The 26,020-nt window shown below is 74.3% G+C and carries 26 protein-coding genes; 9 read left to right on the top strand and 17 right to left on the bottom strand.

The window, feature by feature from the left end; genetic code table 11:
* Positions 1-77: 77 nt before the first annotated feature.
* The 10 genes from menC to ACIP4P_RS06235 all read right to left on the bottom strand — a co-directional run bounded on the left by menC (position 78) and on the right by ACIP4P_RS06235 (position 9,322).
* On the bottom strand, positions 78-1,184 hold the full coding sequence (gene menC, locus ACIP4P_RS06190) for an o-succinylbenzoate synthase (protein ID WP_400915256.1): 1,107 nt from the start codon (positions 1,182-1,184) through the stop codon (positions 78-80).
* Positions 1,181-2,074 (bottom strand): GNAT family N-acetyltransferase, encoded by an 894-nt coding sequence (locus ACIP4P_RS06195; protein WP_400915258.1) that lies wholly within the window; start codon positions 2,072-2,074, stop codon positions 1,181-1,183. The genes menC and ACIP4P_RS06195 overlap by 4 nt, the downstream gene beginning before the upstream one ends.
* Complete coding sequence (locus ACIP4P_RS06200; RefSeq protein WP_400915260.1) at positions 2,071-3,264, bottom strand: M20 family metallopeptidase; 1,194 nt, start codon at positions 3,262-3,264, stop codon at positions 2,071-2,073. Before ACIP4P_RS06200 ends, ACIP4P_RS06195 begins: the two co-directional genes overlap by 4 nt.
* Entirely contained in the window at positions 3,261-4,838 is a 1,578-nt protein-coding gene (locus tag ACIP4P_RS06205; protein ID WP_400915262.1) for an amidohydrolase family protein, read from the bottom strand. The genes ACIP4P_RS06200 and ACIP4P_RS06205 overlap by 4 nt, the downstream gene beginning before the upstream one ends.
* Before the next feature lie 180 nt (positions 4,839-5,018).
* Entirely contained in the window at positions 5,019-5,705 is a 687-nt protein-coding gene (locus ACIP4P_RS06210) for a transcriptional regulator (RefSeq protein WP_400915264.1), read from the bottom strand.
* Between the two features lie 111 nt (positions 5,706-5,816).
* Positions 5,817-6,215 (bottom strand): hypothetical protein, encoded by a 399-nt coding sequence (locus tag ACIP4P_RS06215; protein ID WP_400915266.1) that lies wholly within the window; start codon positions 6,213-6,215, stop codon positions 5,817-5,819.
* A gap of 109 nt (positions 6,216-6,324) precedes the next feature.
* On the bottom strand, positions 6,325-6,936 hold the full coding sequence (locus ACIP4P_RS06220) for a DUF6817 domain-containing protein (protein WP_400915268.1): 612 nt from the start codon (positions 6,934-6,936) through the stop codon (positions 6,325-6,327).
* Between the two features lie 139 nt (positions 6,937-7,075).
* Positions 7,076-7,954: a ketopantoate reductase family protein gene (locus ACIP4P_RS06225; RefSeq protein WP_400915270.1), complete on the bottom strand. Its 879-nt coding sequence runs from the start codon at positions 7,952-7,954 to the stop codon at positions 7,076-7,078.
* 73 nt (positions 7,955-8,027) lie between these two features.
* Entirely contained in the window at positions 8,028-8,804 is a 777-nt protein-coding gene (locus ACIP4P_RS06230; protein WP_400915272.1) for a hypothetical protein, read from the bottom strand.
* The gene (locus tag ACIP4P_RS06235) at positions 8,801-9,322 is read right to left on the bottom strand and encodes a hypothetical protein (RefSeq protein ID WP_400915274.1); all 522 of its coding nucleotides are present in this window, start codon (positions 9,320-9,322) and stop codon (positions 8,801-8,803) included. The genes ACIP4P_RS06230 and ACIP4P_RS06235 overlap by 4 nt, the downstream gene beginning before the upstream one ends.
* A 320-nt stretch (positions 9,323-9,642) precedes the next feature.
* On the opposite strand from ACIP4P_RS06235, the gene ACIP4P_RS06240 reads away from it, so the two are divergent.
* From ACIP4P_RS06240 to ACIP4P_RS06250, 3 genes are all read left to right on the top strand, one after another.
* Positions 9,643-10,407 (top strand): ABC transporter ATP-binding protein, encoded by a 765-nt coding sequence (locus ACIP4P_RS06240; RefSeq protein WP_400915356.1) that lies wholly within the window; start codon positions 9,643-9,645, stop codon positions 10,405-10,407.
* A gap of 5 nt (positions 10,408-10,412) precedes the next feature.
* The gene (locus ACIP4P_RS06245; RefSeq protein WP_400915275.1) at positions 10,413-11,801 is read left to right on the top strand and encodes an FtsX-like permease family protein; all 1,389 of its coding nucleotides are present in this window, start codon (positions 10,413-10,415) and stop codon (positions 11,799-11,801) included.
* Positions 11,802-11,992: 191 nt separating this feature from the next.
* Positions 11,993-13,228 carry a sensor histidine kinase gene (locus ACIP4P_RS06250; RefSeq protein ID WP_400915277.1) on the top strand — a complete coding sequence of 412 codons (1,236 nt, stop codon included), beginning with the start codon at positions 11,993-11,995 and terminating at the stop codon, positions 13,226-13,228.
* Positions 13,229-13,316: 88 nt separating this feature from the next.
* Here ACIP4P_RS06250 and ACIP4P_RS06255 read toward each other — a convergent pair whose 3' ends face one another.
* Positions 13,317-13,982, bottom strand: a complete 666-nt coding sequence (locus ACIP4P_RS06255) for a response regulator transcription factor (RefSeq protein ID WP_400915279.1) — start codon at positions 13,980-13,982, stop codon at positions 13,317-13,319.
* Positions 13,983-14,168: 186 nt separating this feature from the next.
* Between ACIP4P_RS06255 and ACIP4P_RS06260 the strand changes: the two genes are divergently transcribed.
* On the top strand, positions 14,169-14,609 hold the full coding sequence (locus ACIP4P_RS06260) for a MarR family winged helix-turn-helix transcriptional regulator (protein WP_400915281.1): 441 nt from the start codon (positions 14,169-14,171) through the stop codon (positions 14,607-14,609).
* A gap of 176 nt (positions 14,610-14,785) precedes the next feature.
* A complete protein-coding gene (locus ACIP4P_RS06265; protein ID WP_400915357.1) occupies positions 14,786-16,111 on the top strand; it encodes an MFS transporter in 1,326 nt (441 codons plus the stop codon).
* Positions 16,112-16,114: 3 nt separating this feature from the next.
* Here ACIP4P_RS06265 and ACIP4P_RS06270 read toward each other — a convergent pair whose 3' ends face one another.
* A complete protein-coding gene (locus tag ACIP4P_RS06270) occupies positions 16,115-16,624 on the bottom strand; it encodes a DUF5959 family protein (RefSeq protein ID WP_400915283.1) in 510 nt (169 codons plus the stop codon).
* Positions 16,625-16,895: 271 nt separating this feature from the next.
* A complete protein-coding gene (locus tag ACIP4P_RS06275; protein WP_400915285.1) occupies positions 16,896-17,891 on the bottom strand; it encodes a ScbA/BarX family gamma-butyrolactone biosynthesis protein in 996 nt (331 codons plus the stop codon).
* Between the two features lie 461 nt (positions 17,892-18,352).
* Here ACIP4P_RS06275 and ACIP4P_RS06280 point away from each other — a divergent pair, with 461 nt between their 5' ends.
* Positions 18,353-19,051: a ScbR family autoregulator-binding transcription factor gene (locus tag ACIP4P_RS06280; protein ID WP_400915287.1), complete on the top strand. Its 699-nt coding sequence runs from the start codon at positions 18,353-18,355 to the stop codon at positions 19,049-19,051.
* A 217-nt stretch (positions 19,052-19,268) separates the two neighbouring features.
* Positions 19,269-20,174, top strand: coding sequence for a BTAD domain-containing putative transcriptional regulator (locus tag ACIP4P_RS06285; protein WP_400915289.1), 906 nt, complete (start codon positions 19,269-19,271; stop codon positions 20,172-20,174).
* Positions 20,175-20,230: 56 nt separating this feature from the next.
* On the opposite strand, the gene ACIP4P_RS06290 is transcribed toward ACIP4P_RS06285, so the two are convergent.
* Entirely contained in the window at positions 20,231-21,001 is a 771-nt protein-coding gene (locus tag ACIP4P_RS06290; RefSeq protein ID WP_400915290.1) for a TioE family transcriptional regulator, read from the bottom strand.
* Positions 21,002-21,094: 93 nt separating this feature from the next.
* Here ACIP4P_RS06290 and ACIP4P_RS06295 point away from each other — a divergent pair, with 93 nt between their 5' ends.
* On the top strand, positions 21,095-22,246 hold the full coding sequence (locus ACIP4P_RS06295; protein WP_400915292.1) for an erythromycin esterase family protein: 1,152 nt from the start codon (positions 21,095-21,097) through the stop codon (positions 22,244-22,246).
* Positions 22,247-22,316: 70 nt separating this feature from the next.
* Here ACIP4P_RS06295 and ACIP4P_RS06300 read toward each other — a convergent pair whose 3' ends face one another.
* Positions 22,317-23,258: a LysR family transcriptional regulator gene (locus tag ACIP4P_RS06300; RefSeq protein WP_400915294.1), complete on the bottom strand. Its 942-nt coding sequence runs from the start codon at positions 23,256-23,258 to the stop codon at positions 22,317-22,319.
* A gap of 71 nt (positions 23,259-23,329) precedes the next feature.
* Between ACIP4P_RS06300 and ACIP4P_RS06305 the strand changes: the two genes are divergently transcribed.
* The gene (locus ACIP4P_RS06305) at positions 23,330-23,992 is read left to right on the top strand and encodes a maleylpyruvate isomerase family mycothiol-dependent enzyme (RefSeq protein WP_400915296.1); all 663 of its coding nucleotides are present in this window, start codon (positions 23,330-23,332) and stop codon (positions 23,990-23,992) included.
* A 213-nt stretch (positions 23,993-24,205) separates the two neighbouring features.
* Here ACIP4P_RS06305 and ACIP4P_RS06310 read toward each other — a convergent pair whose 3' ends face one another.
* Both ACIP4P_RS06310 and ACIP4P_RS06315 read right to left on the bottom strand, forming a co-directional pair.
* Positions 24,206-24,817: a GNAT family N-acetyltransferase gene (locus tag ACIP4P_RS06310; protein WP_400915298.1), complete on the bottom strand. Its 612-nt coding sequence runs from the start codon at positions 24,815-24,817 to the stop codon at positions 24,206-24,208.
* A 118-nt stretch (positions 24,818-24,935) separates the two neighbouring features.
* Positions 24,936-25,778: an SDR family NAD(P)-dependent oxidoreductase gene (locus tag ACIP4P_RS06315; RefSeq protein WP_400915301.1), complete on the bottom strand. Its 843-nt coding sequence runs from the start codon at positions 25,776-25,778 to the stop codon at positions 24,936-24,938.
* Positions 25,779-26,020 lie beyond the last annotated feature (242 nt).

Genomic DNA, 26,020 nt, shown 5'->3' on the forward strand with positions numbered 1-26,020 from the left:
TCCCCGGGGGTAGCTCCGGCCACGGTCCGACCGAATTGGTTCGATCGGGTCAACCTATCCGCGGAACCCGTGCCGGGCTACGAAGCGATCCACGCCTTCGCGGTGGTCACCTCGTCGAGCAGCTCCGGAATCGGCGCCACGCCGAGGCCCGGACCGGTCGGCACCGGCAGGTGCCCGTCGGACAGCACGAACGGCTCGGTGATGTCGCTCCGGTAGAACCGGTCGGACGCCGAGGTGTCCCCGGGAAGCGTGAAGCCCGGCAGCGAGGCCAGTGCGACGTTCGCCGCCCGGCCGAGGCCGGTCTCGATCATTCCGCCGCACCACACCGGAACCGCGTGTGCCGCGCACACGTCGTGCACCCGCCGCGCTTCGAGGTAGCCGCCGACCCTCCCGGGCTTGATGTTCACGATCTGGACCGCGCCCAGCTTGATCGCGTCCGCCGCCGCGCGCGCCGACACGATCGATTCGTCCAGGCATATGGGCGTCTTGATCCGGCGCGCCAGTTCGGCGTGGCCGAGGACGTCCTCCTCCTCCAGCGGCTGCTCGATCAGCAACAGGCCGAACGGGTCGAGCCGGGCCAGCTGCCGCGAATCACCCAGGGTGTAGGCGGTGTTGGCGTCCACCTGCAGCAGCACGTCGTCGCCGAAGCGCTCGCGGACCGCGCGCACCGGTTCGACGTCCCAGCCCGGTTCGATCTTCAGCTTGATCCGTACGTAGCCGTCGTCCAGGTACCCGCCCACCACGTCGAGCAACTGCGGGATCGTGTCCATGATCCCGACCGAGACACCGCACGGCACGGTGTCCCGCACCGACCCCAGCTCGGCCGCGAAGGAGCGCTCACTCGCGCGGAGTTCGGCGTCGAGCACCGCCATCTCCAGCGCGCCCTTCGCCATCCGGTGGCCCTTGAACCTGGCCAGCAGCGGCGTCACCTTCGCCGCCGTGACGTCCGCCGCGGCCAGCAGCGCCGGGATGAGGTACCGGCGCAGCACGTGCTCGGCGCCGTCGTTGTACTCGGGCGAGTACAACGGGCCGGCCATCGCCACGCACTCGCCCCAGCCCTCGCCCGTCGGCGTCACCGCCCGCAGCAGCAGGAGCTCGCGCACGGACTGTGCGCCGAACGACGTCCGGAACGGGGCGACGAGTGGCATCCGCACCCGGCGCAGTTCCACACCGCTGAGTTTCACTGCTCCTCCCTGGAGACCACGTAGTGACCGGCCCGGTCGAAGCCGGTCACCCGGCCCCCGGAGTCCATCAGTCCGCCGAGCGTCTCGCGCAGCGCGGCCCGCCACGCAGCCGCCTTGCCGGGGTCGGTGCCGCGCAGGCCTTCGATGTCGGCAGGGACGGCGACCGTCACCACCGGGGCGTCCGCCGAGCCCGCCGCCGGGCCGCCGTCGGCGTCCACCGAGAGCGCAACGGCGGCGCCGCGGTCGAGCAGGGTCTTCGTGTCGGTCCGGACGGGCTCACCGAACGCGGCGGCCCGCACCGCGGCGCCGGCCAGGTCCCAGGACACCATCAGCCGATCGGTGTCGCCCGAACCGTTGATGCCGTCCGTCATCGGCCCGTAGAAGTCGCGAAGGTACCGCACGGGCCGCGCGCCGAGTTTGCCGAGGTTGAAATGGGCGTTGCGGCGGACCAGTGGATCGAACGTCCACTTGACGGCCTGAACGTCCTGCGTCAGTGCCCAGCCGCGCTGGTGCATCTTCAGCGCGTACCCGATTCCACGCCCTGCGCCGGCCTTGGCGACTCCTGCGATATGACTGTGCAGGCTGCCGGTTCCGGGACTCTCGAAGAACCCGACGCAGGCGCCGAGCAGCTCGCCGCCGGAAAACGCGCCGGCCACGTAGTTCCCCGTCGCCGACAGCGCGCGCAGCAGCTCCGTGGTCACCGGCCGAGTGCCCGGCGCCGACCGCCAGATCTTCTCGAAGAGCACTCCGACCGCGGCCAGTTCGGCGATCTCGTCGATCTCCCGCACCTCGACCCCTGCCGCGGTGGCCGCCGCCCGCGCGGCTGTGATCGCCTCGGCACGGGCATCCGACGTGACCGGCTGTCGTGAATCCATCGAAAGACTCGTCACGGGGTACTCCTTTCTCGGTTGCCCCGGAGGGGCGCCGTCGGGTTCGACTGGAAAGAGTCCACCGCATCCTCCGGAATCGATGGACCTCCCTTCGTCAACACGTGTTCCAGCAGCGCGAACAGCAATGTCGTCCGCCGCGGCAACTCCTCGATCAGGACGTGTTCGTGATCCGCGTGCGCCCCGCCGCCGACCGCTCCGAGGCCGTCGAGGGTCGGAACTCCCAGCCCTGCGGTGTAGTTGCCGTCCGAAGCACCGCCGACGGTCGCCTCGGTCAAGGTCGGCAGCCCCAGCTCCGCGGCCAACTCCCGTGCCAGCCCGAACAGGGCGGCCGAGGAAGCGGCATTCAGCGGCGGACGGTTGACCCCGCCGCTGATCCGCACCCGGGTGCCGGCCAGCACCGGCCGCAACGCCCGCACCGCCCGGTCGACGCGGAGCTGTTCGTCCTCGTCCCATACCCGCACGTCGACCTCGACCACGGCCGTCGCCGGCACGGTGTTGGCCGTCGTGCCGGCCGCCAGCAGTGTCGGCACCACGCTGGTCCCGCGCTCCGGATCGGCGAGCGCGGCGACCGCGAGCGTCTGGTGGGCGATCTCGATCCCGGCGTTGATCCCCTTGTCCGGTTCGAGACCGGCGTGCGCGGCGCGGCCGGTCACGTCGATCCGGTACTGGGAGACGCCTTTTCGTCGGGTCTTGAGCGCGCCGCCGTCCGCCGAAGCCTCCAGCACCAACGCCGCCTCGCAGCCGCGGGCCGCTGCCTCGATCAGGCCCCGTGACGACGGCGAGCCCAGCTCCTCGTCGCCGGTGATCAGAATGGACAGTCCGGCCCGGCTCGGCAGTGCGGCGGCCGCGTGAAGCGCCATCACGAGGCCCGCCTTCATGTCGAAGCAGCCCGGTCCCCGCAGGACCCCGTCGGCCACGGAGAAAGGGTGGGTCGCCAGGGAACCCATCGGCCAGACCGTGTCGTGGTGGCCGAGCAGGAGCACGCGCGCCGGGCCGTCGCCGAACCGCCAGCGCAGATGCGTCCGGCCGTCGAGGACGATCCGCTCCGGCTCCACGCCGAGCACCTTCCTGCCGAGCTCCGAGAGCACCTCGGCGCTGCGCGCCACCGCGTCCAGGTCGAACGACGGGGACTCGCAGCGCACCAGTGCCTCGATGTCGGCGAGCAGGGCCGCCACGCCGAATTCCGTCATCGTGGTTCCCCCCGCAGCGGCCGGCCGGGGTACGCGTCGGTGAGCAGCCGCCCGTCGCGGACCACCTGGGTACCCGCGACGAACAGGTGCCGGACGCCGAGCGCGGGCCGGGTCGAATCGAGGTACGTGGCCGTGTCGGTGACGGTGGCGGGGTCGAGGACGACGATGTCCGCGTCCGCGCCGACGTTCAGCCTGCCCTTGGTCCGCGCGCCGGGTGCGACCTGGTCGAGCACCCGCGCGGGCAGGTAGGAGCAGCGCCGGAACGCCTCCAGCCACGTCCAGACCCCGGCCTCGCGCACCATCAACCGCAGCGACTTGGAGAAGGTGCCCGCCGTGCGCGGGTGCGTCACACCGCCGGGCGGCAGCGGCCATTGGGTGGATTCGTTGCCGGCGCCGTGCCAGAACACCGGCATGGCGTCGCTCGCGACGATCGAATCCGGGAAGGCGAGCGTCCGGTGCAGCAGGTCCCGGTCCTTCGGGTCCTCCTCGTCGAGGAACTCGAGGATGCACGGCGCACCCGGGTCCTCGGCGCGGACCTGTAGCAGCCGGGCCTCGTCGGCGATCCGCTCGCCGGTCTCCAGCATCAGCACGCGCGTCGGGCCGAGACCCTTCATCCTGAGCCGCTCGGGCGAGAGGAACGCCGCGCCGATGCCGGTGCTGCCCGCACCGTAGGGGTAGGCCTCGACCGTCACCCGCGAGCCGGCCGAACGAGCCGACTCCAGTGTGGCGAGCACCCGGTCGACGTGCCGTCCGGACGTGCTGTTGACGTGACAGTGATGCATCGCGGCACCGGTCTCGGCCGCGACGATCGCGATCTCCCGCGTCCCGTCGACCGGCGTGGCCGGGTCCACCTCGACCAGCTCGCGAACGTGGGTGTACACGGGCGCTCCGGCCCGCTCGGCCAGCTTCGCCAACGCCAGGAACTCGGCCGGATCACTGGCCGGGGCGTACCCGAGCAGGACGCCGACGCCGAGCGCGCCCGCCGCCAGCTCGGCCTCCACCAGGGACAGCCAGGCGGCCAGTTCGGCCTTCGACGAGGAGCGCTGCCAGGCCGGATCGCCGAGCACGGCAAGCCCGGTGTTGATGTTGGCGTCCGGCTCGACACCGGCGAGCACCTTGGCCCGCGCCGAGCCCCAGGACGCCGAGAAGCCGTAGTGCAGCGGGCGTCCCGCCGCGGCCGCCTCGGCATAGGCCCGTTCGACGGGCAGCAGCCCGGCTTCCAGATCGAGCGCCGTCGTGACACCGTCCATCGCCTGCAGCCGCTGGCCCGCGATGGAGTGCACATGGCTGTGCAGATCGATGAACCCGGGTCCGACGATGTACCCGCCGACATCGATGTCGACCTGGTCGTCGGATGCCGGCAGCCCTGGTCCGACGGCAATGACCTTGCCGTCGGAGACCAGCACGTCAGCCGTGCCGTCAAAGCCGGTAGCCGGGTCGATGACGCGACCGCCCCGCAACAGTGTCCGCATGGTTCGCCTCCTGGCTTCGCTGGTGGCGACCCTATGAGGTTTGCCGTACGGTCCGTTCGTCCAGCGCGACGAATCCGGTGCGCCGGATCCACCCGCGTGCACGAACTCTGCTCGGCCGGGGCCCCGAGCCGGTGAGGCCCGGTCCGCCGAGGCCCCGATCCGCTGGGGCCCCGGTTCGCCGAGGCCCTGCTCCGCCGGAGCCGTCATCGGCTCGTAAGGGCCGCACCGGCAGGCCTGAGTGGGTCGCGACCCGGATGCCACCCGGTCGCGACCCGGTCCGACTCAGTCGGTGAGGGTGCGCCAGAACAGCTGCTCGTAGGCCTGGAGCAGCAGACCGTACTCCCGGGCGGCGGCCAGGGTGGGTTCGTCCAGCGGCTCCGGCCCGAGGGCGTCGGCGGCCTGCTGCTCCAGCCCGGACGACGGCTGGGCGAAGAAGTCGAAGAACGCGCAGGCCTCGTCGGAGAAGCCGTGGCGCCGGCGCAGCGCCCGGCCGATGGTGGCGCAATAGCCGCCCCAGGCCGCGAAGTTGGCCACCATGGCGACGGCCGCGGCGGGCGGCCGGCCGTTCAGCGCGAGCCAGGCGAGGTAGGCCGGATAGGCCTGGCAGCCCGGCAGCGGCGCCCGGGCGGCCACCGCCCGGTCGTCCAGGCCGCAGGCGGCGGCCAGGGCGGGCAGGGTGCGCAGCGCGGCGCTCTCGCCCTCGGCGAGGGTGGCGAACCAGGCGCCGAGCGGGCGGTCGGCGCAGCGGGTGGCGAGCAGCAGCAGGCTGCGCCGGTCGGAGGAGATGATCCGGTGCTGCTGGGCGGCGAGTTCGGCCACCGCGGAGAGCGGGGCGGTGCCGTCGGCGAGCGCCGTGACCAGTGCGGGGGTGGTGTCGCCGGGCGCCAACTCGGCGCGCAGCTGCTGGATCCGGTCGAGGGTCGGGTGGGTCACCGGTGCCTCCGGGGTGGGGTTCGGTCCGGTGCCCATTCCTATCGCCTCGGGGGCGTCCGGGGGGTGCCGACAGGCCGGGGCGCCTCGGGTGTACCGGGTGCCGCCGGGAGCGCCGGTGGTCGGCGCTCCCGGCGGGTCCGCGCTGGATCAGGACCCGGCGCAGGCCTTGGTCAGCTCGCCGGCGGCTTCGCTGATCGGCCCGAAGTCGGGCTCCTTGCCCTTGGAGACGGCGTTCTGGGCGTTGTCGACGGCCTTGGACAGCTTGTCGGCGGCCGCGTCGACCTTGCCGTCGCCGTCCTTGCGGATCTTCTTGATGTCGTCGACGATCTTCTTCAGGGCGTCGACGGTGTGTGTGCGCCGACTCTTGTCGGTGATCTGCCCGACGTTGAGCGCGGAGTCGGTGAGATCCTGGACATCGCCGGTGAGGCTGATCGCCCGCTTTCCGCAGTCGAGGGCCTGGTCGGCGTTCTTGCACGCGGTGAACAAGGGCGCCGCCACGAACAGGGCGATCGTGGCGGCGGCCAGGCGGTACGGCTTCTTTGTCATGTCTGTATCCCTCCCGCTGTCGAGAACGCGCGGTCCTCGTGCGGTGGTTCCGGCATGACAAATGAACGGTCGGCAAAGGTTCTTTTTACGACAGGCAATTGACCGGTCGTCAGATTCCTTTTGCGGAGACCTGTCCGGGTTCCGGCCGGACTTCCGGGCGGAGCTCCGGCCGGGCCTGCCACGCCAGCCAGGCGGCGGGCGGCAGCAGGTCGCGGGTGCGGGAGAGGAGTCGGTACAGGCCGGGCCCGTAGCGGGCGGCCAGTTCGGCGTTGTGGGTGAGCACGTCCAGCTCGTTGGCGGCCGTGATGGCGAGGAAGGCGCGCAGGTCCTCCTCCGGCGGGGTGTGGTCCCGCCCGGTGAACCGGTCGTGGAACAGCGGCTCCCCGTCCCGGCCCAGGCGAGGGTAGACGGCGGCGCGGCCGCAGCTCGCGTACAGGTAGACGAGCGCCTCCGCGCGCTCGCCGACGAGTTCGGCCAGGGCGTCCCGCTCGTCCAGGCCCAGCAGGGCGCCGTCGAACCCGTCGGTCCCGTAGGCCGCGTGGCACAGCCCGGCCGCCTGGACGGCGGAGTCGGTGCCCCAGTCGGCCAGCAGGGCCGCCACCCGGGCCAGGTGCTCCAGCAGGGTGCCGCCCGGGTGCGGGATCCGGTCGGCCTCGTGGGTGCGCAGGAACTCCTCGACATGGCTCCAGGCGGGAGCGCTGCGGTGGTCGGCTGACGTCACCCGAGGAGTTCTACTCCTGTGGCGGACCGTCCCGCAAGCGTACTCGCCCGGTCCGCCGGACCGGATCCTCGAACGCCCGTCGCCCACTCACGTGGCAGTTCGGCGGCGGGCGTTCGAGGCGGTCCAGCGGCGGTGCGGGCTAGGACAGTTCGCGCACCAGCCGGGTCAGGGTCGGGGTGGGGACGGAGTGTGCGGCGGCGGCCCGCAGCACCGCGCCGCCGATGGCGTCGAGCTCGGTCGGCCGGCCCGCCTCGACGTCGCGCTGCATCGAGGACTTCATCGCCCCGGGGAGCCGGTCGAAGGCGTCGAGCAGCGCCCGTGCGTCGGCCGGGGCACCGACCGCGCCGGTCACGGCGCCGATCTCGTCCAGGGCGGCGACGAGTTCGGCGCGGTGCTCGGTGCGCACCACACCGATCCCGTCGGCGTACCGGGTGGTCAGCAGGGCGAAGGGGGCGAGGAAGGAGAGCTTGCTCCAGAGCATCGCGGTCTCGTCCTCGCGCAGGGTGACGTCCGGCCCGGCGTGCCGCAGCTGCTCGGCGAACTCCTCGACCGGGGCGGCGAGTTCGATCGCCGCGAACGGACTGCTGTGCTCGATCCGGCCCGGGGCGGTCCGGGCGACCTCGATCCGGATCGTCCCGGCCACCACCCGGGCGGCGGGGAGGCGCTCGCGCACCAGCGCCATGTGGTCCAGGCCGTTGAGCAGCGGCACCACGAGGGCGGCGCCGAGGGCCCGCGGCTCCACCCGGTCGAGCGCGTCGGCCAGCGCGGTCTCCTTGACGGTCACGAAGAGGACGTCGACCGGCTCGCGCAACTCGCCGACGGCCTCGACCCGGGCGGTGAACTCGCCGAACCGGCCACTGCGCACCTGCAGTCCGTCCCGGTTGAGGACGGCGGCGGTGCGCTCGCCGGCCACGCAGACGACACGGTGGCCGTCCCGCGCGAGCAGCCCGGCGAGCAGCCCGCCGACGCCGCCCGGGCCCAGGACGGCGACGGTGAGGGGGTTGGGGGTGGTGGTCATGGTGAACTCCGATCGGGTGGGGGTGGGGTTCGTTGTCGGGGATTCTCAGGGATTCTCGGGGTTGTCGGGGGCGCTACCCGGCGGCCCAGCAGAAGCGGCCCTCCAGGCCGTCCGGACTGAGGAAGCCGGTGCCGACGCCGTAGCCGAAGTTCAGGAAGTACGGATCGCCGTCGTCCGGGGCGTCCCGGAGCGAGAAGAGGTACTGCCAGGGCGCGGGGACCTTGGCCCGGTCGTTCGGGAAGGACGGGAGGCCGCCGAGGTGGTCGGGCCCGCGGTCGCCGTCCGGGAACGGGGCCTCCGGGCTCCCGTCGCGCCGGTACCGCTGGTGGGCGGCCCGTTCGTCCATCGACCGGTCGAGCTCGGCCGACAGCGGCAGCAGGTCGAGGTGGAACTCGACCGGGACGGTGTCGTCGCTGCGGGGTGCGCAGCGCCAGAGCGTGCGACCCCGGGTGCCGGGCGGGCCGATGACGGCGGCCGCCGGGATCCGGCCGCCGGGCTGGACCAGCAGCACGCCGTCCCCGGCCTCCGGATCGAGGCCGCCCATGATCTGGTCGTCCTCCTCCAGGAAGAGGTAGGCCAGCCGCAACTCCGCGCCGGGGACGGGGAACTGGCCGATGAACACCAGGGGCTCGCCGGTGTCGGGGGAGAGCGGCCAGGCGGGTTCGGCCAGCCAGCAGGGCTCGCCGCCGAGCTTGGGCACCGGCTCGCTGATCGGCCGTTCGGCCGGGCGTGGGGAGAGCTCCAGCCGGGGGAGGAAGGCGGCGTCGTACGGGCCGGTGGCGGTGCCGGTCGGCTGCGCCGTGCCGGTGTGCGCGGGCGCGGGGTGCGCGGAGTGCGGCTGCGGGGTCATCGGGTGGCCTCGGGGTCGGTGCGGTGGTGGAGGGAGGCGAAGTCGAAGTGGTAGGGCACCGGGTGGCGTGGCTTCCGGCCGGGGGCCGGGCGCGGGGGGCGGCCGGCGCTCGCGTGGAGGTGGAGCGGCCCGTGCCGCAGGGTGCCGTGGTCCGGGTCGGGCACCGGCGGGCCCAGGGCGCGCAGCGCCTCGGCCAGCTCGTGGGCGGGCCATCCGAACACGTCGATCCCGAGGTAGCCGACCGGGCCGGGCGGCCGGTCGTCGTTCCGGTTCCGGCCCACCGAGACCCCCTCCAGGCCGCCGTCGTCGCCGCCGGAGAGCGTGACGCCGACCCCGGGGAGCGCGAAGCCCAGGGCCCAGCTGGTGCCGCAGACGAAGACCGGGCGCACCCCGTCCGGCAGCAGGTCGCCGTGCGGGGCCAGCAGCGCGCGCACCGTGCCCTCGTCGAGACCGAAGCGCAGTTCGGGCAGCGGGGCGGGCAGCCGGACTCCGTGGCCGGGCAGTAGGTCGATGGTCACCTGATCATGATTCCGCACTCCGGCCCCCGGGCGGGAGGGGATTGCCGACTCCCGGGGGTGGGGCGTGTCTGACGATTCGCGTCGGATCAGCGCGCGGCGTCGGGGTGCGTGCATCGCAAGGCGGAGGAGGGAGTCCATGCGGAGCATTGGCGACCGACGACAACGCGGCGAGGTGCGTGCCCCGGCGTCGCGCGCCCGGCGGGAATCGTCAGACACGCCCTAGTACCACCTGCGGGGTTCGGTTTTCCGAACCCCGGATTGGGGGGCCAGCACAATCGCGCCGCCTGCCCCGGATGCCCAGGATTGAGGGCATGAACGGGATGACGACAGCCGCCGCTCGGGCGGCGCACGACGGGGTGGCGGGCGCCGTGCTCGCCGCCGAGGGGCTGTACCGCGAGTACGGGCGGGGCGCGGCCGCGGTGCGGGCTCTGCGCGGGGTCTCGGCGGCCTTCGCGCCGGGCACCTTCACGGCGGTGATGGGGCCCTCGGGCTCGGGCAAGACCACCCTGCTGCACTGCCTGGCCGGGATGGACCGCCCCAGCCGGGGCACCGTCCGCTGGGGCGACACCGAGGTGTCCGGCCTGCCCGAGCGGCGGCTGGCGGAGCTGCGGCGCACCAGGGTCGGGTTCGTCTTCCAGGCCTTCAACCTGATGCCCGCGATGACGGTCGCGCAGAACGTCGAACTGCCCGGCCGGCTGGCCGGGGCCCCGCCGGAGCGGGCCCTGGTGCGGGAGGCGCTCGCCCGGGTCGGCCTGGCCGGGCGGGAGCACGACCGGCCCGGCCGGCTCTCCGGCGGGCAGCAGCAGCGGGTGGCGATCGCCCGCGCGCTGGCCGCCCGGCCCGAGGTGCTGTTCGCCGACGAGCCCACCGGCGCGCTGGACCGCGCGACCGGGCACGACATCCTCGCCCTGCTGCGCGCGGGGGTGGACGAGGACGGGCGGACGTGCGTGATGGTCACCCACGATCCGGTCGCCGCGGGCTACGCGGACCGGGTGCTGCTGCTGGCCGACGGCCTGCTGGTCGACGAGCTGGTCCGGCCGACGGCGGCGCAGGTGGGCGAGCGCCTCAGCCGGTTGGGCGGGTGAGGGCGATGCGTGGTTCCGTGGCGACCCTGGCGGTCGGTCAGATCCGGCGCCGACCGGCAGCCTTCGCCGGGCTCGCGGTGGCGCTGTTCCTGGCGGTGGCGGCGGTGACGCTGTTCGGCTCCCTGATCGCCGCGCAGCTGACGGCCCCGGCGGCCGAACGGCGCGCGGCGGCCGGGCCCGGCCTGGCGGTGATCGGGGGAGCGTTCGGTGAGATCGCCGTCCTGGTCGCGCTGTTCGTGGTGGTGAACGCGCTCGGCTTCACGCTGCGCCAGCAGCACCGGGACTTGGCCATGCTGCGCACCGTCGCGGCGACGCCCCGCCAGATCCGGCGGCTGGTGCGGCTCCAGGTCCTGGCGACCGTCCTGGCGGCGGCCGTCCCCGGTGGCGCGGCGGGCCTGCTCGCCGCCCGGGCCTTCCTGTCCGCGCTGCAGGCGCGCGGGATGGCCGGGCCCGGGCTGCGGATACCCCTGGCGCCGCTGCCGGTGCTGATCGCCCTCGGGGTGGCGCTGCTGGTCGGCCTGGCGGCCAGCGCGCTCACCGTCCGGCGGATCACCCGGCCGGCCCCGGCCGCCGCGCTGACCGACAGCGCGGCCGGGCAGAGCCGGGCGGGCGTGGTCCGGCTGCTGGCCGGCCTGGTGGTGCTCGGCGGCGGGGGTCTGCTGCTGCGGCTGGCCGCCGGTCAGTCGGCGGGGGAGCTGGACAAGGCGGGGCAGGCGGCCCTGCTCGGCGCGGTGGTGCTGCTGGTCGCGGTCGCGCTGCTCGGGCCGGTGGCGGCCCGGCTGCTGGCGGCCGTGCTCGGCGCCCCGCTGCGGGTGCTGCTGCCCCGGATCGGCTGGCTGGCGGACGCCAACCTGCGCGGCTACGCGGTCCGGCTCTCCTCGGCGGTGGTCCCGGTCGCGCTGCTGGTCGGCCTGGCGGCGACCCTGCTGACCATGACCGGCACCGCCGAGCAGGCGGCCCGGGCCACCGGGGCCGCGACCAGCGTCACCAAGGCCAGCGACGTCTGGCTGCGGCAGGCTGAACTCGGCCTGCTGGTCTGCTTCGCGGCGGTCTCCACGGTCAACACCCTGATCGCGCTGACCGCCGAGCGGCGCCGGGAGTTCGCCCTGCTGCGGCTGGTCGGGGCGACCCGACGGCAGCTGCTGCGGATGCTCTCCGTCGAGGCGGCCCTGACCACGGCCGTGGGCGTGCTGCTCGGCGCGGCGGTGGCGGGTGCGGCGGGCGGGGCGTTCAGCCGGGCGGTCACGGGCTCGGTGCTGCCGGTGGTGCCGGGAGCGGCCTGCGGCTGGGTGGTGGCGGGCGCGGCGGTGCTCACGGTGCCGGGGATCGTGGGCACGGGGCTCTGGGCGATCGGCGGGCGCGCGGTGGAGGAGGTGGGCGGGGAGCGGGGGTGACGCGACGGGACGGGACGGTCGAGCCGGGTGGAAGAGGTGGGGGATGAGAGGTGGCGGGATGAGCTGACGGAGGGTCCGGGCGTGCGGCGGTCCGGTGCCGACTGGGGGATGCTGGTGGGCCGGTTGATCAGTGAATGGTGAGGCGTGTGGTGACTCGGTGGCGACGGGGGCTGTCGGTTCGGGGCGGTGAGGTGGCGTTCGCCGTCCTCGGCCTCCCGCTCGGAGTGCTGGGCGGGGTGTATGCCGTGGCGGCGCTCTACGCGGGGGCGCTGCTCTCGCTGACCGTCCTGGGGCTGCCGTTCGTGGTGGCCGCCCTGGTCGGGGCCCGGCGGCTCGGAGGCCTGCACCGGTGGCTGGTCGGGCGGCTGCTGGGCGAACGGGTCACCGCACCCCCGGCGTTGGCGCGCCCCTCGGGAGTGCTGGCCCGGGGGCGGGCGGTGCTCACCGATCCGGTGGGCTGGCGGGCACTGGTCTACCTCCTGCTGCGGCTGCCGCTCGGGGCACTCGGCTTCCTGACCGCGGTCGGGCTGCCGCTCAGCGCCGTGTGGCTGGCCGGATTCCCGCTCTGGGTACGGCTCTTGGAGCCGGGCCCGCGTCCGGTCGACTGGCTGGACGTCGCCGGGGTGCCGGCCGGCCTCGCCGTGCTGGCCCTCGCGCCGGCCGTGCTGCGGGGCCTGAGCCGCGCCAACCGCGCGCTGGCCCGGGCACTGCTCGGCCCGGTGCGCTCACAGCAGCGGGTGCGCGAACTGGAGCTCGCCCGCGCCACCTTGCTGGCCGAGAGCACGGACCGGCTGCGGCAGCTCGAACGCGACCTGCACGACGGCACCCAGGCACAACTGGTCGCGCTGGCCATCACGCTGTCGCTGGCGGACGACGCGCTCGGGGAGCTGGACGCCCCCGGATCGGACGCCCCCGGATCGGACGCCGCGGCGGCTGGGGCTGCGCCGGGGCCCGAGGTCCGGCGGCTGCGCACCCTGGTCGACCGGGCGCGCGGGCAGACCGACGACACCATCACCGGGCTGCGCCGGCTCACCCGGGGCATCCACCCGGTGGCACTGGACGGTGGTCTGGCCGAGGCGCTGCCCGGGCTGACCGCCACCGCACCCGTGCCGGTGACGTTGCGGCTGGACCTGCGGGAGCGGCCGACGGAGGTGATCGAGCGCGCGGTCTACTTCTGCGCCGCCGAGCTGCTCACCAACCTGGCCAAGCACAGCGGCGCGCGCACGGCCGAGTTGACCGCCCGTGCGGTCGACGGGCGGGTCCGGCTGACGGTCCGGGACGACGGCCGCGGCGGCGCCGTGATCGGCGCGGGCACCGGGCTGGCGGGGCTGGCCGAGCGGCTGGCTGCGGTGGACGGAGTGCTGCGGGTGGACAGCCCGCCCGGTGGTCCGACGGTGGTCACCGCGGAGCTGCCGAGCCGACTCTGACGCCGGTCGGCCCACGGCCCACGGCCCACGCTCCACGGGCCGCGCGGCGGTGGGCCGTGGGCCCGTCTGCCCCTCGCTCCTCCGCCGCTCAGGCCCCGGTGTCCGCGAGGTAGGCCAGTACGGCCTTGACCCGTCGGTTGTCGGCGTCCGTCGCGGGCAGGTCGAACTTGGTGAACACGGCCGCCACGTGCTTCTCCACCGCCCGCTCCGACACCACCAGCAGCCCGGCGATCGAGCGGTTGGAGTGGCCCTGGGCCATCAGCTCCAGCACCTCGCGCTCGCGGGCGGTGAGCGAGTCCACCCGGTTGCGCCGTCCGCCGTGCATCAGCCCGTTGACGATCTCCGGGTCGAGCGCCGTGCCGCCGTCGGCGACCCGGTGCAGCGCGTCCACGAACTCGGAGGTGCGGGCCACCCGCTCCTTGAGCAGGTAGCCGATGCCGGCCGCGCCGCCGGCCAGCAGCCGGGCCGCCCAGGCGGTTTCCAGGTGCTGGGAGAACACCAGGATGCCGACCCCGGGCGTGGCGGTCCGGATCTCGACGGCGGCCCGGATGCCCTCGTCGGTGTGGGTGGGCGGCATCCGGATGTCCACCACGGCCACGTCGGGCCGGTGCTCGGCCACGGCGGCGACCAGTTCGGGTGCCGTACCGGCGGTGGCGACCACGGCGCAGCCGCGGGCGGTGAGGAGCTCGACCATTCCGTCACGGAGGATCACCGAGTCCTCGGCGAGGACGACGCGGAGCTGCTTGTCGATCATGGCGCCATTATTCCGGGCCGTCCGGGCGGGTGGAGGCGATGGGTGTACCGGTCCAGATGTACAGCAAGACTGGACAGTTTGGACTGATGAAATTACCGTGGAACGGTGACCGAGAAGCGAACCACCCCGGCCAGGCCGGAAGCACCCGGCCCCATCGGCCCCATAGATTCCGCCGGCTTGGCCGACGTGGCTGACACTGCCGACTCCGCCGCGCTCGCCGCCCGGGAGCTGCGCGCCGTCTTTAGTCGGCTGCGCCGGACCCTCCAGGAGAAGGGGCAGGGCACCAGTGGCCTCACTCCCTCGCAGACCGCCGTGCTCAACCGCCTGATCACGGACGGCGCCGCCTCCGCGAGCGCGCTGGCCGCCGCGGAGCGGGTCCGGCCGCAGTCGATGGCGGCCACGCTGGCCGGGCTGGAGGAGCACGGGTTGGTCGCGCGTCGGCCCGATCCCGAGGACGGGCGCCGCCAGTTGGTCGACCTGAGCGAGGCCGGGGTGGCCTGGATCGCGGACAGCCGACGGGCCCGCGAGGAGTGGTTGGCCCGGGCGCTGCAGGAGGACCTGACCGAGGCCGAGCGCGCCACCGTGCTGGCGGCGCTGCCCCTGATCGACCGGCTGAACCGGCGGTGAGCGGCGTGTCGACAGCCGTCCCGTCGGCGCTGCTGGCGGGGCTCCGCCCCCGTCGCCGGGAAGCCACCGGAGCGCCGGGGCCGACCGCCGTGCCAGGGGCGACCGCCGCGCCGGGGTCGGAGGGCGTGCCAGGGCCGGACGGCGGAGGCGGGTTCAACCGGCGGCTGCTCGCCCCGATGGTGCTGGGCTCGGTGCTCAACCCGATCAACTCCTCGATGATCGCGGTGGCCCTGGTGCCCATCGGCGCCGCCTTCGGCGCCCCACCCGCCGAGACGGCCTGGCTGGTGAGCGCGCTCTACCTCGCCACCGCCGTCGGCCAGCCGGTGATCGGGCGCCTGGTGGACGGCTACGGCCCGCGCCGGCTGTACCTGGCCGGGACGGCGCTGGTCGGTCTGGCCGGGTTGGTCGGTGTACTGGCGCCGAGCCTGGGGCTGCTGATCGTCGCCCGGGTGCTGCTCGGGATCGGCACCTCGGCCGCGTACCCGGCCGCGATGCACCTGACCCGCAGCGAGGCCGAGCGGACCGGGCGGAGCAGTCCGACCGGGGTGCTCACCGTGCTCGCGGTCGCGAACCAGACCATCGCCGTGGTCGGGCCGACGCTCGGCGGGGTGCTGATCGGGCTGGGCGGTTGGCGGGCGATCTTCGCCGTCAACATCCCGCTGTCGCTGGCCTGTGTGGTGCTCGGGGCGGCCCGGCTGCCCGCCGCGGCGCCGCGCCGCGAGGGCGGGGAACGGCTGGACCGGGCCGGGATCGTCCTGTTCGCGGTCCTGTTGCTGGCGCTGATGCTGTTCGTGATGGAGCCGAGCGCCGCGCACTGGTACCTGTTGGCGCTCGCCGTGCCCGCCGGGGTCGGCTTCGCGGTCCGGGAGAGCAGGGCCCGCAGTCCGTTCATCGACCTGCGCTCGCTCGCCCGCAACCGGCCGCTCGTCGCCACCTATCTGCGCCAGGTGCTCGGCTACACGGCGACCTACGCCTTCCTCTACGGCTACACCCAGTGGCTGGAGGAGGGGCGCGGCCTGAGTGCCGCCTCCGCCGGGCTGGTCCTGCTCCCGCTGTCGCTCAGCGCCCTGACGGTCTCCGCCCTGACCGGGCGCCGCCCGGCGGTGCGCGGCAAGCTGCTGGTCGGCGCGGTGGTCCAAATGGCGGCCTGCGCGGCCCTGTTGGCGGCGGGGCCGACCAGTCCGCCGGTGCTGCTGATCGTGCTCGGGGTGCTGGCGGGCGTGCCGCAGGGGCTGATCGGTCTCGCCAACCAGACCGCGCTCTACCACCAGGCCGACCCGGCCGCCATCGCCGCCGCGGCCGGGCTGTTGCGGACCTTCATGTACCTCGGGGCGATGGCGGCCTCGGCCGCGAACGCGGCCTTCTTCCCGCACGGGGCCACCACGGGCGGGTTGCACCACCTCGCGCTGTTCATGCTCGGCGGTGCGGCGCTGCTGTTCCTGCTCGTCCTCCCCGACCGCTCGCTCGGCCGGACGGAATCCCTTGCAGTGAAAGAGAGTTGACGATCATTCGGGCAACTGGTCGACGGCCGGTCGGTCGCGCCAGGCGTGGACGCCGGGGGCGATCTCGACCACCTCGGACGGGTAGGCGTCCCGGACGAGCTTGAGCAGGGTGCGCTGCTGGTCCAGCCAGTCGGCCGCGGGGGAGAGCACGACCCGGAGGGTGACTCCGGACTCCTCGGCGTCGGAGACGGTCACCCAGAGCCCGCCGGGCCGTCCGGGTTCGATCCGTAGCTCCGGTCCGTGCTCCTCGTCCAGCCAGCGGACCGCGAATCCGAGCGCGAGCCGTTCCAAGGCGTCCTGCCAGTTGCGGAGTTGGCGTTCGGTGACCAGCGTGACGAACTGCCCGCGCACCGAGTCGGCGGTGACGGTGATCTCGCAGTCCAGCCAGTCGTGGCCGAGCAGGGAACCCGGCGCGTGCCGTCCGAGGACCCGTACCCGGACGCTGCGTCCGCCGTTGCGTCCGTCCCGGCCGGGGGCGTCGTCGGTGCCCGGACGGTCGGTCAGTCTGATCAATTCATGCTGGTGCGAAGCGACTTCACTCACTGTTTACTCCCGGTAACAGCGGATCCAAGGGCTGACATCCTCGCGCAGGTGTTCGCCCGGTGCCAGTCCCGGGGAGGTGTCGGCTGGTGGGCGGTGAAGCCGACGGCCCGTCGACCGGGAAGGTCGGACGGGCCGTGCGGGTCGGTCGGGCCGGGTGGGGTGGCCGGGTGGGCGGACGAGCGGGTGGGTCGTGCGGGGGCGGGCCGGCGGGAACGGGTGGGGGCGGGCCGGCTCGGCGGGGTCAGCGCTGATCGGGGAGGCCGGTGAGGACGGTGGTGAAGATCGGCTCGCCGTGCTGGTGTCCGGTCACGGTGGTGGTCAGGCTGTCCGGCTCCTCGCCGGGGGTGTGCCGGGCGGTGATGGTGGTGGGCGCGTCGTGCTCGGCGTAGCGGTGGAAGGTGGTGGCGGCGGCGGTCGGGGTGACGGTGACCGGGGCGCTGAGCGCGTTGGCGGCCTGGCGGGCCGCCTCCAGCAGGACCATCCCGGGGACGTGGTCGCCGGCGTGGTCGAACAGGATCGGGTGCCGGAGGTCGGGGGTGAGGTGCCAGCTGTCGGCCGTGCCGGTCGGGCTCAGGACGACGTCGCAGGGGCGGAGTCGGCCGACCCGGGCCGGCGGCAGCGGCTCGCCGGTCACGGGGGCGGACGGTGCCGAACCGTTCCCGGGGCGCGCGCCGCGCAGTCGGCGGTAGGTGGAGTCCGGGACGGTGGTGAAGCGGGCCTTGCCGGTGGCCGCCAGGTAGGGGCCGCGGCGGACGGTGGCGCTGAAGGTGAAGTCGACGGTGCTGCGGGTGCGGCGTGGCTGGGGGACGAGTCTGGCCTCGATGGTGAGGTCGGTGGGCGTGGCGCCGATGAACAGCTGGCGGTCGCGGGTGGCGTAGTCGAGGCTCCACATCATGAACTTGTGGTCGAGCGGGACCCCGAACCGGGTGTGGGCGAGGTAGAGCCCGGCCTGCCGGATCGTCTCGGCGGCCTGCATCGGGTCGTGCCGGGTGCCGTCCGGGGTGCTGAAGAAGGTGTGGGCCCGCGGCCATTGGGCGGTGACGGCGAAGACGGTGTCGCCGAGCGGCTCGCTACCGGTGATGAAGACCTCGGCGTGGCAGGCCCGGTGGACGTACTCCTTGGCAACGGTGCTGGTCAGCCGGGGTGCCAGGGCGAGCGGCCGGAGCGGCTCGGGGGCCGTTCCGAAGGTCGTCGCGACCGGGGTCAGGGCAGGGGTGCGGTCGGCAAGCAGAGTCATGGGGAGCGCTCCAAAGGGCCGGTACGGGCGGGGTGGGCTGCTCAGGGCTCGTAAGATACGTACCTACCGGTTTGGTTTTCAAGGAGCCAGGACGAAGGTTCGTCGGCGGCCTAGCGTGGCCGCGTCAACGTCCGTGGCGCTCGTCCGTGCCCGATTGATTGGCCTTCTTGGCCAATCCATTGCCTTTCACCTGCGGGGATGCCGCGGATCGTGATTGACGCGTGCATTATCACAAGCGGACCGCCGGTGGGCGGCCTGAGGCGAAGTCGGAGGGCGGGTTCCGCTCCCGGGGGCTCCGGTCCGGGCAATGGTTACCGGACGGCCGCGTACCGTCCACGCGGTTTTCCACGCTCGAAGGCGGCTCCATGAGGCCTGGGAAGACAGGGTCGTTCGGCTGGCCGGCGGGTAAGATACGGGGTGTTTGGTTTTGTTTGCCGAGCGTTTCGGGTGGGGTGGTTGCGATGGCACGGCAGGAGCGGGCGGTCCGGACGCGGCGGCTGATCCTGGAGGCGGCGGCCTCGGTCTTCGACGAGTACGGGTACGAGGGTGCGACGATCGGCGAGGTGGTGGCGCGTGCCGGGGTGACCCGCGGCGCGGTGTACTTCCACTTCGCGTCCAAGCGGGAGCTCGCCCAGGGCGTGGTGGAGGAGCAGTTCGGCCAGGACGACCTGCCCGAACGACACTGCAAGCTCCAGGAGTTCGTGGACATGGGCATGGTGGTCGCCCATCTCATGCCGCGTGACCCGCTGTTGAGCGCGGGCGCGCGGCTCTCCCTGGGGCAGGACGTGTTCGGCGACCTCAGCGGAGGCGCCGCCCCCGGCTGGATCCAGCGGGCCGAGGCGGTGCTGACGGCGGCCGGAGCTCGCGGCGAACTGCTGCCGCACGTGGTGCCGGCCGAGACGGCCTGGCTGGTCACCGGGGCTTGGACGGGCGTGCAGATCCAGTCCCAGAAGATGTCCGGCCGGGCCGACCTGGAGCGCCGGGTCGCGGTGCTCTACCAGCACCTGATGCCGAGCATCGCCGTCCCCGGCGTGCTGGCCACCCTGGACCTGGGCGTGGACCGGGGCGGCCGGGTGGTCGCCGAGCTGGCGGCCCGTCAGGAGGCGGAGTCGGCCGCGGTGCCCGAGCCAGCGTCGGCCTCGGCCGCCAGGTCGACCTGAGGTCGGGTGGTTCGGTGCGCCGATCCGAGGCCGATCGCTCCGTCTAAAAACAAACAGCGCGTTCGGTTTTGTATTGACAAACCGTCTGTCCTGTTTTTGGATGGGTGTTGGGTGCCCGGCGGACTCCACAGCGGACCTGCCGACCGTGAACAGGGGGGCGCCCGCCCGGCCGGTGGCCGTCTGGGTCGCCGATCCCGTCTGGATTGGGGTGGTCGTCATGGAGATCCGGGTGTTGGGGTCCTTGGGGGTCCAGATCTGCGGGGTGTCGGTGGTACCGACCGCCCCGAAACCGCGGCAGGTGCTCGCCCTGCTCGCCCTACGCGCCGACCAGGTGGTCCCGGCCGGGGCACTGGCCGAGGAACTGTGGTCCGGCCGCCCGCCGCGCAGCGCACGCACTACCGTGCAGACCTATGTGTTGCAACTGCGCGACCTGATCGACCGGGCGCTCGCCCACGACCCGGATGCGGACACGGATACGGAAACGGATACGGATGGGGCGGCGGTGCCGGGGCGGTCGACGGCTCGGAAGGAGTGCCCCGGTGCCAAGGAGGTCCTGGTCACCTCGGCCGGCGGCTACCGGCTGAACACCGGTGACGGCCAGGTCGACCTGCGGGACTTCGAACGGCTCGCGGGCCTCGGCTACCGCGCCATGGACGGCGGCGACTTCCCGCTCGCCGCCCGTCAGTTGGGCGAGGCGCTGGCGCTCTGGCGCGGCCCGGCCCTCGCCGACGTGCCGCTCGGCGGTCAACTCGCCGTGGAGGCCAAGCGGTTGGAGGAGACCCGGCTCTGCGCGCTGGACCAGCGGATCGAGGCGGACCTGCGGCTGGGCCGGCACCGGGTGCTGCTGGCCGAACTGACCGTGCTGGTCGACCGCTACCGCACCCATGAGAGCCTGCACGGCCAGTACATGATCGCCCTGCACCGCTCCGGCCGCCGGGGCGAGGCACTGGAGGCCTACCAGCGCCTGCGCAACACCCTGGTACGGGAGTTGGGCATGGAACCGTCTGCCGGACTGCGCCGGCTGCAGCGCTCCATCCTGCTGGCCGGCCCCGAGCGGCCCGAGCAGGAACTGCCGGGTGCGGCTCCGCTCCCCACCGACTCCCGACTGAGCCGGGTCGGCTGACGTGCGCCGACCCCGCGAGGGGCGGTCCGAGTCCGGGGCCGCTGGGGGCCTGCGGGTCAGGACCGTCTGACGGTCGGTCGACCGGCGGTCGGTCGACCGACAGTCGCCGGAGCGCCGTCCGGCGGCGGGGGCGACAGGTAGGCGTCGAGCCGGGCGGCCGCGGTGAGCATCGCCCGGCCCCGGGCGGTGAGCCGCCGCTGCCAGCCGTCCAGGGCCTCGGCCAGACCGGCCGTCCCGCCCGCCGTACGGACCTGGCGGACCACGGCCGCGATCTGCTCCAGCGGGTAGCCGCCGCGCCGCAGCAGATGGGCGAGTTCGGCGTCCCGGATGTCCTCCGGGCCGTAGCAGCGGTGGCCGCCGGGGCGCTCGCGGGCCGGGGCGAGGATGCCCGCGGCCTCCCAGGCGCGCAGGGTGGCGGGGGTGACGGCGAGCCGGTGGGCGAGATCGCCGATGCCGAGCGGGCCGGGCGGGGTCGGCAGGACGGCGGCCGACTCGCCGGGCCGCTCCGCCGTGAGGTGGTCGACGGCCCGGCGGACGGCGGCGAGCGTCTCCCGGTCGCGCAGCAACTGGGCGTGGCCCCGGTCGAGGGCGGTGAACGCCTCGTCCGGGCGGTCGGCGTGGACGGCGGTCATCACCAGGCCCGCGGTGGCGTGCCCGAACGCCGCCACCAGGGCGAGGAAGGCCCGCAGGGCGGCGGCGTGCGGCTCGGCGTAGATCCGGTAGCCGGTGGGGGTGCGCTCGGCCGGCGGGAGGAAGCCGTCCCGCTCGTAGTTGCGCACGGCCTGGGTCGAGATGCCGTGCTCGCGGGCGAGGTCGGCGGGTCGCACGACGGTGACCTCCGGTTTGAGACTCTTTGCAAGATTCCTCGGGCTGAGAGGGAAAAAGTCTCAACCGGTCTTTCAAGGATACGCTTGAGGTCCATGAGTCAGGACATCCGAGACTTCCGTACCCCCTCCTGCGAACTGCTGGCGCTCGGCGAGCCGACGCACCAGGAACCGGCCTTCGGGCTGGTCCGCAACCGGCTGTTCGCCCAACTCGTCGAGCAGGGCTTCCGTTCGATCGCCCTGGAGACCGACCGGGTGGCCGCGCTCGCCGTGGACGACTACGTCCGGCACGGCGCGGGCACCCTCGACGCGGCCCTGGACGAGGGCTTCTCGCACGGCTTCGGCGCGCACCCCGCCAACCGCCGACTCCTCGACTGGATGCGCGCGTACAACCGCGACCGCGCCCCCGGGCAGCAACTCGCCTTCCACGGATTCGACGCCCAGACCGAGAACACCACCGCCCCCAGCCCGCGCCGCTACCTCGAACACGCCCGCGACTACCTGCAACTCGACCTCGACATCGCCGACTTGACCGGCGCGGACGAGCGCTGGGAGCGCGAGGAGGCGATCCTGGACCCGGCGGAGTCCCCCGGGGCCACCCCCGAGGCCGAGCGGCTGCGCCGCATCGCCGACGACCTGCACAACCAACTCTACGTACGGGCACCGGACTTGATCGCGGCCGGTGCACAGGCCGAGTGGCACCGGGCCGGCGTCCACCTCCAGGCCGGGATCGGACTGCTGCGCTACCACGCCCAGTCGGCGGTCCGGGGCCTGGGCGCGAGCGCCCGGATCTCCGGCCTGATCCGGATGCGGGACGCCCTGATGGCGCAGAACCTGCTCGCCGTCCGGGCGGTCGAGGAGCGGCGCGGGCCGACCCTGGTGTTCGCCCACAACCGGCACCTCCAGCGCAACCCGAGCGCCTGGGCCCAGGGCGAGCTGGACTGCGGCTGGAACGGCGCCGGCCACATCGTCGGCTCCCTGCTGGGCGAGCGCTACGCCTTCGTGGCGGGCAGCCTCGGGCGCAGCGAAGCGCTCGGACTCGCCGAACCCGCGCCGGGCACCTATGAGGCGCTGCTGCAACCCGGCGTCCGGGACTGGACGTTGGTGGCGCCACCGGTCCCGGGTGCGGCCCGCACCCGCACCGACACCACCCCGCGGCAGGGCTACTTCCCGCTCGACCCGGAGACCCTCGACGGCGCGGCCGCGCTGCTCCACCTCGCCGACGGCCGGGCGGCCGCCGTCGGGTAGCCGTCGTCGAGTAGCCCCTGTCGAGCAGCCGCTGTCGAGCCGGCCGCCTCCGGGCGGCGCGACGGGTGGGTCAGGGCCCCGGGTAGGCGGCGCGCAGGTGCTCCAGCAGGGCGGCCGTCGGCGGCTCCGGCGGCCGCTCGGCCGACCAGACCAGCGCGATCCGCACCCGGGGGACGGGTTCGACCAGCCGTCGGACCAGCAGCCCGGGCGCGGCCCCGGGGTCCGGTAGCACCGCCACGCCCAGTCCGTGTGCGGCGAGTTCGGCCAGCTGCGGCGGCGCGGCGGCCTCGACGGCCACCGTCGGGGTCGCCCCCGCCTCGTCGAGGGCTCGCTCCAGTGCCGTCCGCAGCCCGGTGCCGGGTGGCGTGCTCACCAGTGCGTGACCGGCCAGCGCGGCGACGGGCAGCGGGCCGTCCGTGGCGGCCAGTGGATGGTCCGCCGGGCAGAGCGCGACCAGCGGCACCTCCAGAACGGGGTGCAGGGCCAGCCCGGCCAGCGCCGTCCAGCCGTCGTCGCTCTCCCGGCCGGTGGCGGCGGCGGGCAGACCGATCACGGCGAGGTCCAGCCGCCCCTCGCGCAGGTCGCCGAGCATCCTGGCCGTGCTGTCCTCGGCCAGCGCGAAGTCGATCCCGGGGTACTCCTGGCGGAAGGCGGCCAAGGCGGTGGCCAGTCCGGGGAAGACGCCCAGCGCGGGCGGCGGGGTGAGTGCCGCGCCCGCCACCGTGCCGAGCCGCACCCGGCCGTGCCGCAGGCCGTCGAACTCCTGCGCCGCACGCCGGGCGGCCGCAGCCGCGGCCAGCGCGGCCCGGGCGTGCGGCAGCACCGCCTCGCCGACCCTGGTCGGCCGCACCGTGCGGCCGGAGCGGTCCAGCAGCTGGTGCCCCAACTCCCGCTCCAGCTGCCGGATCTGGGCGCTCACTCCGGGCTGGCTCAGGTGCAGCAGCTCCGCCGCGCGGGTGAAGCTGCCGTGCCGGGCGACGGTGACGAAGTACTGGAGCTGCCGGAGTTCCATAACTGATGATCATAGGCGCCAGAACATCCCGGTCTTGGACGGGCGGAGGACCCCGGCCGCAGGCTGGGGGCATGAACAGCACACAGCGCGACCAGCGGGAACACGGCGTCGAGTGGCTCCGCGGGCAGATCGCGGCCGAACGCCGGGAACTCGCCGAGGTGTTCGCCGGCCTCACCCCGGAGCAGTGGAACTCGCCCTCGCTGTGCGAGGGGTGGCGGGTCCGCGAGGTGGTCGCGCACATGGGCACCGGCTTCCGGTACTCCACCGCGCGGACCCTCTGGGAGCTGGTCCGCTCCGGGGGCAGGGTCCACCGGATGGCCGACCGGCTCGCCCGCCGCGAGGCCGCCGCCCGTACCGAGCCCCAACTCGCCGCCGCCCTGGCCGAGAACGCCGATCACCCCTGGCGGCCCCCGGTCGGCGGCCGCATCGCGGCCCTCGCCCACGACGCCGTCCACGGCCTCGACGTCACCGTGGCCCTCGGCCTGCCGCCGCGCCTGCCGCTGCAGCGGGCCGCCGCCCTGCTGGGCGCGGTCTCCGCCCGCAGCCTGCGCTTCTTCGGCGCCCGACTGGACGGTGTGTGCCTGCGGGCGACGGACACGGGCTGGTCGTACGGGCAGGGCCCGCTGCCGGTGGAGGGGCAGGCGCAGCACCTGCTGCTGGTGACGTACGGGCGGCGGGTTCCCGAAGGCCTGCTGGCCGGGGCGGGCGCGGAGCGGTTCACGCGACGGGCCTGAAGCGGGGAGGCGCCGGGCGGCCGGTCGGGACCCGTACGGGTCGGAAGGTGCGCCGCCGTCCGGGGAGTCGTGCTTCACCCGGGTCGGCGCGGGCCGCTGGGAGGGGAGGGCGCGACGACCTGGCACGAGGTCGTCGGCGGTGTTCGGGGGACGCCGCACCGGGCACGCGGTGCGGGTCGGTTCACCGTCCGGACGGGTCCGGACTGCCGCCCGTCAGCTCAGGCCGGCGGGACCGGCGGGGTCGGCGGGGACGGGCATGGCGCGCCAGGTGTCCGCCAGGACCTCCATGGTCACCAGGCGCATGGTGGTGTCGGCCTCGGGGAAGTACTGCTCGGTCTCGCCGGTGGGGGTGAACCCGAAGCGGGTGATGGCGCGGACGGCGTCGGTGTTGGCCACCGAGGTCATGCTGCGCACCCGGTCGAGGCCGAGCTCGGCGAAGGCGAGCTTGAGCATGAGCCAGCCGATGTCGGGGGCGCAGCCGGATCCGCGTAGGTTCCGGGCCATGGTGAAGACGCCGGCGTAACCGGTGGTGGCGTCCTCGACGGTGAGTCGGATGCCGCCGACGGGGCGGTCGTCGCCCCGGAGGCAGGCGGCGAGCTGGTAGTGGCGGCGCGGCAGTTCGGCGGCGGTCGCCATCGCCTCGTCGAGCTTGCGGCGGATCCGGGTGTCGTCCATGACGCCGGTCGAGAGGTGGCGCATGCCCTCGGTGTCGCCCCAGACCAGGCGCATGGCGTCGAGGTCGTCGGGGCGGTGGTCGCGCAGTCGGACGCGGCCGGTCTCCAGGACCGGCAGCGTCGGGGACGGCTGTTCAAGTGTGCGATTCATGATCGAATGCTAACGAAACGGTGTGCACCGCCGATCGGCCGGGGCCGGGGGAGGGGGGCGCCGGAGGGGCCGCCGGAGGGGCGGGCGGAACAGGCCGTGGCAACCCGCCGTCAGTGGGTCACAGCGAGTCCACCAGGCCGCCGTCCACGACGAAGTCGGCGCCCGTGATGTTGGCCGCCCCGGGTCCGGCGAGGAAGACCGCCAGATCCGCGACCTCCGCGGGGCGGGTGAACCGGCCGGTGACCGACCCGGCCTCGGCGGCCCGGGCCACGTCGTCGGCGTCGACGCCCCGGGACTGCCCGACCGTGGCGGCGAAGCCTCCGGCGCCCCGCCACAGGGCGGTCTCCACCGGGCCGGGACCGATCGTGTTCACCCGCACACCGCGCGGCCCCACCTCCTTGGACAGCGCCTTGCAGAAGTTGGTCAGCGCGGCCTTGGCGGCGCCGTAGTCGATCACCAAGGGGTCCGGCAGACGGGAGTTGACCGAGGAGACGGCGATGATCCGTCCGTCGCCGGAGGCGAGCAGGTGCGGCAGCGCGGCCCGGGTGGCGCGGACGGCGCTCATCAGGTTGACGGTCAGCGTCCAGTCCCAGTCCCGGTCCGTCACGCTCAGGAAGCCGTCCACCCGCGGGCGCACCGCGCCGACGTTGTTGATCAGCACGTCGACGCCGCCGTGGCGAGCGACGGCCTCGGCGATCAGTGCGGCCGGGCCCTCGGGCGTGGCGAGGTCGACCTCCGTGACCGTGAGCTTCGCGCCCCGTGCCACGTGGGCGTCGAGGGCCTCGGTCCGGGTCCGCGAGCCTGCCACGACCTGGCAGCCCGCGGCGAGGAACGCCTCGGTGATCGCCAGCCCGATGCCGCGGCCGGCGCCGGTGACCACGACGGTCCGTCCGGCCAGGCCCGGGGCGGCGTCGCCGGATCCGGTTCCCGAGGGTGCAGGTGCAGGTGCGGGTGAAGTCATCGCCGGGTCTCCAGGTCTGTGGCCGCCCGGGCGGGCGGCGGGTGGGCCGCGTCCGTTTCCGCCAGTATCGGCCGCCGTCGGCGCGCGGGTGCCTCCGTCGTCGGCGGCGCCCGGGGGAACCGTCCTCCCCGGGGGTCGGGGCGGCCCTCCCGCGCGGGCGCAGTCCCGGCCGGGGCGGCCCTGCCCGGGACCGCCGCCGAACGGGTGAGGCGGCCGCCGAGCCCGGACGCCGTGCAGCCCGC

The organism is Kitasatospora sp. NPDC089509 (assembly GCF_044749365.1).
Classification (GTDB): Bacteria; Actinomycetota; Actinomycetes; order Streptomycetales; family Streptomycetaceae; genus Kitasatospora.

Excerpts from the sequence above, each read along its gene's own strand:
- ACIP4P_RS06200 (WP_400915260.1), bottom strand. The coding sequence starts at position 3,264 with ATGACGGAATTCGGCGTGGCGGCCCTGCTCGCCGACATCGAGGCACTG.
- ACIP4P_RS06210 (WP_400915264.1), bottom strand. The coding sequence starts at position 5,705 with ATGGGCACCGGACCGAACCCCACCCCGGAGGCACCGGTGACCCACCCG.
- ACIP4P_RS06215 (WP_400915266.1), bottom strand. The coding sequence starts at position 6,215 with ATGACAAAGAAGCCGTACCGCCTGGCCGCCGCCACGATCGCCCTGTTC.
- ACIP4P_RS06225 (WP_400915270.1), bottom strand. The coding sequence starts at position 7,954 with ATGACCACCACCCCCAACCCCCTCACCGTCGCCGTCCTGGGCCCGGGC.
- ACIP4P_RS06230 (WP_400915272.1), bottom strand. The coding sequence starts at position 8,804 with ATGACCCCGCAGCCGCACTCCGCGCACCCCGCGCCCGCGCACACCGGC.
- ACIP4P_RS06240 (WP_400915356.1), top strand. The coding sequence starts at position 9,643 with ATGACGACAGCCGCCGCTCGGGCGGCGCACGACGGGGTGGCGGGCGCC.
- ACIP4P_RS06245 (WP_400915275.1), top strand. The coding sequence starts at position 10,413 with ATGCGTGGTTCCGTGGCGACCCTGGCGGTCGGTCAGATCCGGCGCCGA.
- ACIP4P_RS06255 (WP_400915279.1), bottom strand. The coding sequence starts at position 13,982 with ATGATCGACAAGCAGCTCCGCGTCGTCCTCGCCGAGGACTCGGTGATC.
- ACIP4P_RS06265 (WP_400915357.1), top strand. The coding sequence starts at position 14,786 with ATGGTGCTGGGCTCGGTGCTCAACCCGATCAACTCCTCGATGATCGCG.
- ACIP4P_RS06275 (WP_400915285.1), bottom strand. The coding sequence starts at position 17,891 with ATGACTCTGCTTGCCGACCGCACCCCTGCCCTGACCCCGGTCGCGACG.
- ACIP4P_RS06280 (WP_400915287.1), top strand. The coding sequence starts at position 18,353 with ATGGCACGGCAGGAGCGGGCGGTCCGGACGCGGCGGCTGATCCTGGAG.
- ACIP4P_RS06285 (WP_400915289.1), top strand. The coding sequence starts at position 19,269 with ATGGAGATCCGGGTGTTGGGGTCCTTGGGGGTCCAGATCTGCGGGGTG.
- ACIP4P_RS06295 (WP_400915292.1), top strand. The coding sequence starts at position 21,095 with ATGAGTCAGGACATCCGAGACTTCCGTACCCCCTCCTGCGAACTGCTG.
- ACIP4P_RS06300 (WP_400915294.1), bottom strand. The coding sequence starts at position 23,258 with ATGGAACTCCGGCAGCTCCAGTACTTCGTCACCGTCGCCCGGCACGGC.
- ACIP4P_RS06305 (WP_400915296.1), top strand. The coding sequence starts at position 23,330 with ATGAACAGCACACAGCGCGACCAGCGGGAACACGGCGTCGAGTGGCTC.
- ACIP4P_RS06310 (WP_400915298.1), bottom strand. The coding sequence starts at position 24,817 with ATGAATCGCACACTTGAACAGCCGTCCCCGACGCTGCCGGTCCTGGAG.
- ACIP4P_RS06315 (WP_400915301.1), bottom strand. The coding sequence starts at position 25,778 with ATGACTTCACCCGCACCTGCACCTGCACCCTCGGGAACCGGATCCGGC.